8 protein-coding genes are annotated in these 12,281 nt (G+C 43.3%); 3 read left to right on the forward strand and 5 right to left on the reverse strand.

What is annotated here, in order from left to right; genetic code table 11:
* The 5 genes from AC5JM2_RS05090 to AC5JM2_RS05110 form a co-directional block, all read right to left on the reverse strand.
* Complete coding sequence (locus AC5JM2_RS05090; RefSeq protein ID WP_210617543.1) at positions 1 to 246, reverse strand: DUF5340 domain-containing protein; 246 nt, start codon at positions 244 to 246, stop codon at positions 1 to 3.
* Between the two features lie 109 nt (positions 247 to 355).
* Complete coding sequence (gene trpC, locus AC5JM2_RS05095) at positions 356 to 1,243, reverse strand: indole-3-glycerol phosphate synthase TrpC (RefSeq protein WP_495833824.1); 888 nt, start codon at positions 1,241 to 1,243, stop codon at positions 356 to 358.
* Between the two features lie 242 nt (positions 1,244 to 1,485).
* The gene (gene lpdA / locus AC5JM2_RS05100; RefSeq protein ID WP_495833825.1) at positions 1,486 to 2,916 is read right to left on the reverse strand and encodes a dihydrolipoyl dehydrogenase; all 1,431 of its coding nucleotides are present in this window, start codon (positions 2,914 to 2,916) and stop codon (positions 1,486 to 1,488) included.
* A 227-nt stretch (positions 2,917 to 3,143) separates the two neighbouring features.
* Positions 3,144 to 5,558, reverse strand: coding sequence for a filamentous hemagglutinin N-terminal domain-containing protein (locus AC5JM2_RS05105; protein WP_495833826.1), 2,415 nt, complete (start codon positions 5,556 to 5,558; stop codon positions 3,144 to 3,146).
* Between the two features lie 223 nt (positions 5,559 to 5,781).
* The gene (locus AC5JM2_RS05110; RefSeq protein WP_495833827.1) at positions 5,782 to 6,078 is read right to left on the reverse strand and encodes a hypothetical protein; all 297 of its coding nucleotides are present in this window, start codon (positions 6,076 to 6,078) and stop codon (positions 5,782 to 5,784) included.
* Between the two features lie 1,815 nt (positions 6,079 to 7,893).
* On the opposite strand from AC5JM2_RS05110, the gene AC5JM2_RS05115 reads away from it, so the two are divergent.
* The 3 genes from AC5JM2_RS05115 (at position 7,894) to hpnJ (ending at position 12,141) form a co-directional block, all read left to right on the forward strand.
* Complete coding sequence (locus AC5JM2_RS05115; RefSeq protein WP_495833856.1) at positions 7,894 to 8,715, forward strand: squalene/phytoene synthase family protein; 822 nt, start codon at positions 7,894 to 7,896, stop codon at positions 8,713 to 8,715.
* A gap of 405 nt (positions 8,716 to 9,120) precedes the next feature.
* Positions 9,121 to 10,491, forward strand: coding sequence for an RNA-guided endonuclease InsQ/TnpB family protein (locus tag AC5JM2_RS05120; protein ID WP_495833828.1), 1,371 nt, complete (start codon positions 9,121 to 9,123; stop codon positions 10,489 to 10,491).
* Between the two features lie 195 nt (positions 10,492 to 10,686).
* Positions 10,687 to 12,141, forward strand: coding sequence for a hopanoid biosynthesis associated radical SAM protein HpnJ (hpnJ, locus tag AC5JM2_RS05125; RefSeq protein WP_495833829.1), 1,455 nt, complete (start codon positions 10,687 to 10,689; stop codon positions 12,139 to 12,141).
* Positions 12,142 to 12,281 lie beyond the last annotated feature (140 nt).

Here is a 12,281-nt window from a genome sequence, read left to right on the forward strand (position 1 = left end):
TCACTCAGCAGCAATATGCTTAGTGTTGAGATGATTGAGGGACCAACGGTGGTCAATATTAAAAGACGATTGACAAACTTCTTCCAGATGCTTTTGTTGTACAGCCGCTTTACGCAAGGTAATAATGAGCTGATTTACCTGATGCCGCAAATTCGGATCATTGCTAACCGCTACCATAGTTTGTCTCTCTAACAGTTGCAGTATAAGTTCGTAGTGAACAGGTGAAGGCAGAGGAATTTGCTCCATGAAATTAATAGTTGATTTCAGATTTTGGATAATTTAGAAGTTGCTTGTCATTAAATGAATTGTTACACAAGCATCAACCAATTGCCTAAAGCTAAAATTCTTCATGGGGTCAAGATTTGCCAAAAAGGTTGGCGATCGCTTCCTCTGGATCTGGCTGTTTAATTAGAGACTCTCCAATCAGGACAGCTGATGCGCCTGCTTGTTCTACTAAAGTCAGATCATCTGAGTTATGTAATCCTGACTCGCTGACAACCACAATATTCCTTTGCTGTAATTCTTTACCCCTTGCTGCTAAGAGTTGGCAAGTCGTTTGTACATCAACAGAGAAATCTTCCAAGTTGCGGTTATTTATACCTACCAGTGAAACACCATCTATAGTTAACACGCGGTCAAGTTCTGCTAAACTATGGACTTCAATCAATGCCGCCATTTTTAAAGCTTTGGCAATTTTGACAAAGTATTGTAAATCTTGATCGCTGAGTATAGCCGCAATCAACAATACTGCATCTGCGCCTCGAACACGCGCCATATACATTTGGTAAGGATATATGACAAAATCCTTGCATAGTAACGGTAAATCTACTTGAGCGCGGATTTTAGCTAAGTTTTCAAAGCTACCAGAGAAAAACTTTTCATCCGTAAGTACCGAAATACAGCTAGCACCTGCTTTTTGATACTTTAAGGCAATCTCCACCGGATGAAAATCTTCTCGTAAAATTCCTTTACTGGGAGACGCTTTTTTAACTTCAGCGATCAATCCTGGCTTTGTTTTGCCTTGCTGCAATGCTGCTACAAAATCACGGACGGGAGGCGCTTCAACCACCTGACGCTGCAATTCCTGCAAAGAAAGCTTTTCCCGCATTCGGTTAACTTCTTCTTCTTTATGCCAAACAATTTCTTCTAAAATGTTATTTGGCTGGGCATCAGGTGTAGCGACTTGATAGCGTATTGTGGATACAGCAATAGGTGGACTAGGTCTAGAGCGACGGATTTGCATAATTAGTTATTAGTCATTGGTCATTAGTCATTAGTTATTAGTCTTTTCTCTTCCTCTGCGTCCTCTGCGCCTCTGCGGTTTTTTCATTATTCCAATTCCATTTGTCAAGTACAAAAGACACAGAAAATCGCAAATCTGCCAAATCATGATTGTACAGTGCGAGTATCTTACTCGTATACTGTAGCGAGCAAGATGCTCGCACTACTCCTGTAAAATTGGGATGCTCCCCAAAGGACAAATGACTAACTAGCAATAGCTCGTTTGTAAGCTTCGTCCAGCACTTCCGAAAGTGTTGGATGGGCGTGAACCAAATGAGCAAGGGTGTGGACAGATTGGCGGTTGGCGATCGCCGCTGACGCTTCATGAATTAAATCAGAAGCGTGTATCCCAAAGATATGAACGCCTAAAACTTCGCCTGTGTCTTTGCGATAAATGACTTTTGCCATTCCGTCTGCTTCACCTTCTGCCAAAGCTTTGGAGTTTCCTTTGAAGTAACTTTTTGCCGTCCCAACTTCAAATCCTTCAGCGCTACCTTTTTCTTTGGCTGCGCCTTCAGTCATACCCACATAACTGATTTCTGGATGAGTAAAAGCTGCTGCGGGGATACTGTGATAGTCTACTTCCTTGTGCCGCCCACAGATATTTTCTACTGCGATGATACCTTGAGCAGAAGCTGCGTGTGCCAGCATCATCTTGCCGTTAGCGTCACCAATCGCCCAGAGATGCGGGAAGACTTCACCTGCTGATAGCACTGCCATGCTGTCGTTAACTGGGATAAAGTTTCGACGATCAAGTTCTACACCAATAGACTCTAAACCCAGGTTTTGCGTTGCTGGAATACGTCCTGTTGCAACCAGACATGCATCGACTTCCAGCACCTCCACGTCTTCTTTGGTTTTGAAGTTGGCTAGTTCAATCACGACGGGTGAACCAGGAGTGACTTTTTTGGCGTATATGCCCACATGAGTTTCAACATCACGCGCAGTGATGAGAACTCGTTCAGCTAGTTTAGCAATATCGCGGTCAAATCCTGGCATCAACTGGTCTAGGGCTTCTATCATCGTGATTTCACTGCCCAAAGCTGAGTAAACATCGGAAAATTCTAAGCCGATGTAACCACTGCCAACAATTGCTACCCAATCTGGTAATGATTCTAGCTTTACGCCTTGATCACTAGTAAATACGGTTTTGCCATCAACTTCAATACCCGGAGGAACGAAGGGTACAGAACCGGGTGAAAGAATAATATCTTTTGCCGTAATGGTTTTTTCGCCGCTGTCTGTTGTCACAGAAACTTTTTGTGTTCCTGCGATTTTACCCCAACCTCGAATGATATCGACTCCCAAGCGTTTGAGGCTATTGGTTAAGTCGCCTTGTATTTTGGATACGAGATTGTTTGCATGGTTGGCGATCGCTTGTCGATCAAATTCCACACTTCCCAGTTGAATTCCCAGTGACTTGAGATGATGGGCGTCTCTTAACTCTCGCACACGTCCAGATGCCGCCAGCAGTGCTTTAGATGGAATGCAGCCTCGGTTAACACAAGTTCCTCCCATATCAGCTGCTTCGATTATGGCTGTTTTCAAACCACAGCTAACGGCGTGTAAGGCAGCCCCGTGTCCGCCTACTCCAGCGCCTACAATTACTAAATCGTAATCAAATTCATGACTCACCTTAGTTTCCCCGTCTGCTTCCGCCTATTTATTCTGAGATTGACCAAGCAATCAGTGCAAGTTTCTTAATTTTAGGCTGTTGTCACTCGCTTCGCTCAAATTCAAAATTCAAAATTCAAAGGAGGGCTACGCCCTGCGCTAACAAAATTAAGAACCACCAAAATAAATGGAGTGTAAGCCGCGTGGCGGTCATGTTATTCAGTAGCGTTAAGATGGACTTTGTACTTTCATTTACAAGATGTAGAATTCGACCAAGAACCATGAGGTGTCGTAGTAGGTGCTTGTGCGACCAAAATCACATCGCCATTGCTATCTACTACCCACCCCTGCGCTTCTACAATCTCATCCTGTGGAGATTTGACATCTTTCTTCTTTTGTATTTCATCTCTACTTCTCTGTCTTTGTGTCTCTCTACTTGAAGTACCAGAAACAGAATTTGCATCTTCTCCCAAAGACACCCAATCTACCTGCACATTGTTGCTTCTAAGAACTTCCCTAGGGTTAGGTGGTATGCCACCGCGTCCGGTGATGATGAATTCGCTTTGATTTCGCGCGACACTTGCATTACATCCTTGTGCCAGTCTCGGTTCCTCTGGTTCCACTGGCAAGTTGATTAATCCACGGTTGACATCAACCTCGGGTGTATTGATATTTACTACGCCGTTTAAAGTCGGACTAGTTTGAGAAATTGCCGTGATATCGTTTGTGATTAGGTTTTGTGGGTTTAGTTTAGTTGGGTCGTTGGTTCCCAATTGTCTTGCCAAGTCTTCTCGACTACGCGGTGCTAAACCAAAAATACTAGTAGCATTGATTTGAATTTTGCCACCAGAACCTGTGAAAGCATTAGCAGTGATGTCACTGTTTTCTTGTGGTTTGGCGACGATGAAGCCATTGGGAGCGTTGATGGTGATATTACCGCCATCGCCAATAGCCTGCGCCTTGCCTGCATTCGTGGATATTTGACTGTTACGGCGTAGTACTAATAAGTCCCGTACTTGTAGGTTAATATTTCCGCCTTGACCTGAGTTCGTTTCAGATATGAGTTTTCCTTGGTTGTTCAGAAGTATAGAACGAGCAGAGATATTGAGTTCGCCTGCTTTACCGAAATTGCGTGGATTCACTAAGTAAATAGCATTTTCCCGAACTTCACTACTTACAGTTACTGCAGCCCTGTCCTGAACAATCAATTGTCCTGTGGTGATTGTCACTTTTCCAGCATCTCCAGAACCATTAGTCGAAGCAAGTAACCTGCTGGGATACCCTGTTACTGAAGTTCCAATCAGTTCTACAGACTTGGAGGCGTTCACCGTCAAATTTCCTGCTTGTCCTGTAGCTGGTGTAAATCCCCTAGAAGCGTTTTGCTGTCCACTAGATTGTACTGATGCCAGTGCTCCATCTTGGATACGTAGCCTTCCAGTGTTGATCGTTAAGTTACCCGCCTTTCCAGCAGAGGCGGTTATAGTCGATAATGCACTAGGGAAAAGATTAACCTTACCAATTAGTTCTACAGACTCGGAGGCGTTTACGGTTAAATCTCCCCCTGCACCGTTGTTGTAAGTAGAAAGAAATACTTGTGCACCATCCCGAATACTTAATTTCTTTGAGGTAATTGTTAAGTCTCCGCTTTGTCCGGCACCTCCAGTTGCACTCTGTATTAATGTGTTAGAACCAACTAGTTCCACAGACTCTGAAGCATTCACTCTTAAATCACCTCCTGAGTTTGAACCCAAAGTTCTAGCCAAAATATTTGAATTAGTCAGCATGAGATGACTGGCTTGTACCTGGATGTTGCCGCCTCCCTCACCACTGACATCTACAGTAGAGTAAATCTCAGAGTTATTAACAATTCGCGGGATGAGTTGAATATTTTGGAAATTCTGAACACTATCATACCCTAAGGTCCAACCTTGGTTTGTTGGGCTTAAATTGACCAGACTATTGCCAGCGACACTTCCTAGCTCAATTCGTCCCCCATCTACCGTTAAATTTCCACCTTCCAACGTTAGATCACCACCCACAAGTGCTAAGGTTTTACCTGGCTGTACCTGTAGACCAACAGGGTCTCCAAAGTAAGTGGTTGCTCCATTTGGACTAGCTTGGGATTGATTGCGGATAGGTGCCGCAGTTGCCCCAAATTGTAAGCCTATGGGAACATTGATAGTCAGCAGGGGTGTGGTTTGGGGATTTGTGGCACTAAACTTAGTACCATCGGCAAAGTTCAAACTACTTGCAGTACTTGCTACAAATGAACCCCCAATATTTAACGAGGCATTGGGACCAAAAATAATACCGTTGGGATTAATGAGAAATAGGTTCGCTGTGCCGTTAGCTCGAAGTATGCCATTAATATCAGAGACAGACTTGCCCGTCACCCGGCTAATAATGTTTTGTATATCAACAGCATTATTAAAGTAAGCTGTAGTTCCATTAGGTACAGAAAACTGCTCAAAACTGTGGAACAGATTACTTCCTGCTTGAGTTCCACCTGAAATAATTTTGATATTGTCTTGTGTTATGACGCGAGAATTGTTAGGTAAAGTAGCATCCGGGGTGATTTGCGCAATAGCACAGTTGGTAGAAAAAGTTATTGCAACAAGTGGTGCAATTCCTAGCCCTTTAACCCAGTTCAAAAGAGTACTCATCTCGAATAGTGTACTTCTCCAAGCAAAGTAATTGTTGCAAAACAACGCTAATTCTGCAACTATATTACTTCCTTCTAGGTATTGAATTACCTAAATTCACTAGAGTAGGTTAGGTTTTGTTTTCCAACCCAAGCCTACTCTGGGTTTAGACCCCCAAGTCAGGAGCCAGTTGCACGCCTCGCATTCTGCCTCCTAGCTCCTAGCTTCTGACTACTTTCAAAGGTCAACAACACTTCCAGCCGCACATGGCGCAACCCGCTATCACAATTTCGCGCCCTGGTATTGCTCCTAAAGAATCCTTTATTTCCGGGTCTTTTATAGCATCGCTAGAGCGAATTTTATCTAGGTCGAGTTTAACATGAATGTGGATGAATCTGTCTTCTAAACCGTATTTTTCAAGCACATCGCCTAACTTGGAGCTTTCCACTCCATCATATACTGCCTTCTGAATCTCTTGTTGTAACTGATCTAGCTTGACCAAATTCATAACTTTTTGTTCTTCTGTTACTGTAGTATCCATGAGTTTTTTCTCCTTAAAATTCACGAAATTGATAACGGATCTTGCATCCATTAAGATGTGTAATATAGCAATCCTATTTAACTTGTGAAAAAGAACTTTTTTCAGTTATCAAACTGCACGTTTTTTTGAAACAACTTGTTTTTCACACGTTGTTGATGACTGCAATACTATGTATTAATGGATAATTTTCAGAGGAAAATAGTTAACACTAAAAGCTTTTGCCCTTTAGCTTTACCGCCTTCCTTCTACCCCTTAATAAGTGCTAGTGAAATTAACTTATGCACTTGGAAAAGAAAAATCTGAAACGACTTTTTCCTTTTCCGTCTCAACAGTAGTCGTCATGAAACAGAAAATGCTTATTTTTTAGGATAGAACTGGCAGCATACCCATTCGAGTCATACGTTTATCTCATATCTTGCACCTAACCGTAGAAATCCGTAGAAGCTAAAAGGATGCATCATAAAGCTACATAATTTTTCTTGGTTTTTCTCGCTCAATAAGACTTTCTGCTCTAATACTGAGTGACAAAATACCATCAATTTTTCTTGGTGCAAGATGTGAGCGCCCAACGGGCGCGATTAACGCTCCCGCAAAATATGAAACAAGCACATTTTTATAAGATTTCTCAAAGCCTTACTGTATAACGGTTCTAAAATGTGCAAGTTAGGAGTTTATCTTTCCTTATGGTGCGATAAGCCGGAGGCTTGACGCTACGCGTATCGCGCAAAGCAACAGACGCAATCATGCGTATCGCCATATTCCTCTTCCTTAAGAAGCCACAGTCGGCTGTAAATGATGACTTGGAAGGTACAAAACTGCTATATCTTGTGAAGTACTGAACTTCTATCTGGCTATGCCTTGCTTTGGATACAGCATTGACAATACCGAAAAAAGCGATCTGCCTCACGCTCATGCTGAGCGCTTTGTGCGTGAGGCAAGCGTTTGCGCAGCGCCCCCTTAGGGGCTAGCGATCGCCATCCCCAAAAGACTCAACCCTTCTAGTTTGTGAGTCGTAAGCACATATGTACTGGGAACTTTCAGCTATTACTATCGTCAATTGACACCAATGCAGGTCAATAGCATTTTGCGATATCGCACACAGAGGAGAGGAGCTTGCACAAGATTAACCGTATAGTTTTAGTCTTTATTTACGCGGTAATTCATAAACTCAGGAGTGAGAGCCAAGAACCATATATGAACCATAACTAACAAGTCCGGCAGGTGGAAACTGATGTCATTCTTGGCCAACATTTCTTATTTTTCTTTGAAAAAAATAGATATTCAGAATGTATATTTTGAGTCAGAAGTTGGTAACTGTTGGATTGGATTGAGTTTGGCAGCCGACTGTGGATTCATGGATTCTTCCGTATACACCCAAAGATGTTCTGTATCGCTCGGCTTACCGCTTGCTACGCCGAAGCGATTCCGAATTATACCCTTTCACAAAAATCCTGATACATTTGACTCCCCCTACTTCCCCTACTTCCCCTACTTCCCCTACTTCCCCTACTCCCCCACTTGCCCATATGTATCAACTTTAAAGTGAAACGGTATTAGGGGGTAGGACTTGCTGAACGATGCGCCCAAAGGCAGCCGCCCTTTGGCGATGTCTGACGACAAGCCCAACTTGAAAGCAGTCGCCTGTCTGTCTTCGGGTTACCCTCCCTTTGAGCGTTGTCCCTGTGCAATCTTATCTACGCAGTTGGGTGGACAGGGACAACTATTTGCGCAATTCCAAACTTTTTCACTTGAGTGGTGACTTTTTCGCCAACAATATTAGGCAAAATGAGTAATACCCAATGGAGCTGCAATCTTATGGACTTGTATGGAGATGCCTTAAACATCCTCAAGGAAACGAGTCGGACTTTCTACATTCCAATCATCAAGTTACCACTGGGCTTGCAAGAAGCAGTCGCATCAGCGTACTTGTGTTTGCGAGCCATTGATGAAATTGAGGATCATCCAGAACTAGATAACTTTACTAAAGCAAAGCTGTTACGAACAATTAGCTTGACATTACAAGCAGGCGGTGATGGCTTTGCCATCGATGCTTTCTACAAAGGATTTCACTCACATGAACATCTCCTACCCGAGGTTTCTGTGCGGATTCGAGAATGGGCAATTCTTGCACCTGCAACCATTGCTCCTCGGATTTGGGATGCAACTGCGGCAATGGCAGATAGAATGGCTTACTGGGCCCAAAACGATTGGAAAATCCGTACCGAGTCCGATTTAGATCGTTACACGTTTGGAGTTGCTGGTGCCGTTGGCTTGATGCTCTCAGATTTATGGGCTTGGTACGATGGGACACAGACAAACCGTATTCATGCAATTGGCTTTGGTCGTGGTTTACAGGCTGTGAATATCATCCGGAACCACACTGAGGACTTGGTGCGTGGAGTGGACTTCTTTCCACAAGGGTGGAGTGCCGAAGATTTGCATCATTATGCCCGTCGCAATTTGACGCTGGCAGATGCATACATTAGCGCTCTTGCTCCGGGTCCGGCTTTGGACTTTTGTCAAATTCCCTTAACTTTAGCTTATGGCACCCTCGATGCTCTTGCCAACGGTAAAAGTAAACTCAGTCGCAGTGATGTTCTTGCACTACTGGAGCAATTTACTAACACCAGTAAATAATAAAACACCTGTTGTCAAGCTTTTCGCTTATGGAAAGTTCTGCGGGTGTTTACATCCACCCATACCTCAATAAACTATCAACTATGTTTATTTAGGTCTGACTAAGCGTTCACAGGTTCTACTTAACACTACTCCTCACACTTACTCACACACCTCAACCCGCATCGCGCATCTGTATGTTTACAGTCAGCTGTGCAGCGTTTATACCAACTAAACAACTGTTCTTAATAGGACTAGAAATCCCAACGTTGCAAAATTATTTTTTCTTATAAGACGGTAGGTTGAAAACCCTGTGTCTTTAGACCAGGGATGAAAACCACTAGGCACTTTTTAAAGTGCTGTCATCTTTTCAGGAATTAATATTGTGAACATTGTATACTAATCATATAAAAGGAGGTGATTTTATTGCTAAAAGATTATGGTTGTCAACAAGTATTGTTGAATCGCTCATTGCTTGTTCACCCAGTTATTGAATATCTTTGTTCTCAGGCTCACAAACTAACGAATTGTGGAATCTATTACGGGAGACAAATTTGGTTTAAGCAACGTCGATATTTAAAAAAGTTTGATCTAATAAACGAGCTAAAAAATAACCGCAACTACCAGTCCCTTCATTCACAGTGTGCTCAACAAGTTCTCCTAACAGTAGCTGAAAGTTTTAAGTCTTTCTACGAGTTAGAGAAAAAAGCACGCAAAGGAGAATTAGATCAAAAACCTCGCATTCCTAGCTATCGTAAAAACGGGTTAGCATCATGCACTTATCCGAAACAAGCTTTAAAGTTAATAGGAAACGAAATACGAATTCCTCTAGGACAAACCGTTAAAGCCTGGTTTGGGATAGATTCTTTCAGTATCCCTGTCCCATCTAATATTAACTTTGCCACAATCAAGGAACTACGAATTCTTCCACGCAACCGTGAATTTTATGCCGAGTTTGTGTACGAACAACCAAAAGCATGGCAACCACGTTTAAATGAAAAATGGGCATTAGGAATTGATCCAGGAGTGACGAATTGGTTAACGTGCGTTGATAATGTATTCGATGGAAATAGTTTCATTGTTGATGGTCGTCACGTCAAATCAATTAATCAGTGGTACAACAAACAAGTTGCTTCTTTCAAGGAGGAGAAGCCACAAGGCTTTTGGTCAAACAAGCTTGCAGCCATCACTGAAAAACGTAATCGACAAATGCGTGACGCAGTAAACAAAGCAGCACGAATTGTCATTGACTATTGTTTGCGGATGAAAATTGGCAACGTCGTGTTTGGTTGGAATCAAGGTCAACGACAAGAAAGCAATATCGGGCGTAAAAACAATCAAACATTTGTCCAAATCCCGACATACAGAGTAAAGGAACGGATTAAGCAACTGTGCGCAAGACACAGCATTAATTTTGTAGAGACAGAAGAATCGTACACGTCTAAAGCTTCATTCCTCAATAATGATGAACTACCAAAATACGGTGAGAAACCCGAACGGTGGAAGCCAAGAGGACGACGCACAAAGCGCGGTTTGTACAAATCAATGTTCTATGGCACGATTAACGCGGATTGTAACGGAGCTGCGAATATATTACGTAAAGTAGCCGCAACACTAAGTTTAGAACTTGGTCGAGTGGGTAGGGGCGCTTTGACACGTCCCACTCGGATGAAAATCTGGGTGACAGCTAAAAAGCGAAGTGGTGAGTCCACCTCCCGTCTTGGCGGTTTCCGTCACGATGGGAGTGTGGCGAACCCGAAGGGCACGGGTTCACCCTACCACGTAGCATCAATTTAGAATCTCCTAGCCTTTAGGCAGGAGAGATGTCAAAGACCTCTGGATGATATTCAAAGATATACTCAGCCACAGTAATGTTTTTGCATTCATTGCATGATTGAGTACTCAGTTTTTCTGATAATTTCGATTGCTACAGACTATATAAAACCTTGCAATTGACTGTATTGTCTTACTTAAAAAAAGGAGAAATATTTCGTGAAAAAAACCCTTTTTCTTAGTCCTCCTTCCTTTGATGGATTTGACGGTGGTGCAGGTTCCCGATACCAAGCCAAGCGCGAAATTACGTCATTCTGGTATCCTACATGGCTGGCACAGCCCGCCGCACTCGTCCCTGGAAGTAAGCTTGTAGATGCTCCTCCACATAATCAGACTGTGGAAGATGTGCTGAAAATCGCCAAAGATTACGAACTGATTATCATGCACACCAGCACACCCTCTCTGGCAAATGATGTGGCATGTGCTCTTGCAATCAAAGAACAAAACCCTAATGTACAAATTGGTTTTGTTGGGGCGCACGTCGCTGTCTTACCAGAGGAAACGCTGCGTGACAACCCTGTGATAGACTTTGTGTGTCGCAACGAATTTGACTACACCTGTCAGGAGTTGGCACTAGACTTACCTTGGGATCAGATTAAGGGACTCAGCTACCGAGATAAAGACGGTAACTTACACCACAATGCTGAGCGTGACTTGATCCACTATTGGGATGTGATGCCCAGCGTACTTCCAGTCTACGGGCGTGACTTAGATATTACGAAATATTTCATAGGATATCTACTACATCCTTATGTTTCATTTTACACTGGTCGTGGATGCCCAGCCAAATGTAGCTTCTGCCTCTGGCCTCAAACAATTGGCGGTCACCAGTACCGTACCAAAAGCCCAGAAGCAGTTGGGCGAGACATGGAAGAAGCCAAAGCCATCTTTGGTGACAAGGTGCAGGAATATATGTTTGATGATGACACCTTCACAATTGACAAGCAGCGGGCGATCAAAATCAGCCAACACATGAAACGGCTCAAGCTCACTTGGAGCTGTAACGCCCGCGCCAACTTAGACTACGATACTCTCAAGCAACTGCGTGACAACGGCTTGCGCCTGTTGCTGGTAGGATTTGAATCAGGTAACCAACAAGTTCTCGACGGGATCAACAAAGGCATTAAGTTAGAGGTGGCGCGGAAGTTTATGGAAAATTGCCATAAACTCGGCATTACCGTACACGGTACATTCATCATCGGCTTGCCAAACGAAAGTCAACAGACAATTGAAGAAACAATTCGTTTTGCTTGCGATGTTAGTCCGCATACCATCCAAGTTTCTATCGCCGCCCCTTATCCTGGAACTGAACTTTATCGACAAGCTCAGACTAACGGTTGGTTTAGCGATAATTCGCTAGTCGCCTCATCGGGGATTCAAATGTCTACACTACAGTATCCGAACCTCTCCAGCGGCCAAATTGAGGATGCAGTCGAGCAAATGTATCGTCGCTTCTACTTTCGACCGAAAGCCATTATCCCGATTGTTGGCGAAATGTTGACTAATCCCCAAATGCTCGTGCGTCGCCTGCGTGAAGGACGCGAATTTTTCTCTTACCTAAAAGAGCGTCATACACAAGCTGCTGCTAAAGAGCAATCAGTTGTAAGTGGTTAGTTAGGTTATAGAATAGTTAGCGTACTGTCTTTTTATCCCCAAGAGTGGACTGCCTCACCACGGCATTGTCCTCTCTAACGTACTGGCTTAGGTACACGAGCCTGGACGAACTATGACAACTAACAAATAAATTGTTGCCA

It is taken from the genome of Brasilonema angustatum (genome assembly GCF_059505445.1).

What these genes read in the sequence shown, in the direction of transcription:
- AC5JM2_RS05090 (WP_210617543.1), bottom strand. Translation starts at nt 246, where the DNA reads ATGGAGCAAATTCCTCTGCCTTCACCTGTTCACTACGAACTTATACTG.
- trpC (WP_495833824.1), bottom strand. Translation starts at nt 1,243, where the DNA reads ATGCAAATCCGTCGCTCTAGACCTAGTCCACCTATTGCTGTATCCACA.
- AC5JM2_RS05115 (WP_495833856.1), top strand. Translation starts at nt 7,894, where the DNA reads ATGGACTTGTATGGAGATGCCTTAAACATCCTCAAGGAAACGAGTCGG.
- AC5JM2_RS05110 (WP_495833827.1), bottom strand. Translation starts at nt 6,078, where the DNA reads ATGGATACTACAGTAACAGAAGAACAAAAAGTTATGAATTTGGTCAAG.
- AC5JM2_RS05105 (WP_495833826.1), bottom strand. Translation starts at nt 5,558, where the DNA reads ATGAGTACTCTTTTGAACTGGGTTAAAGGGCTAGGAATTGCACCACTT.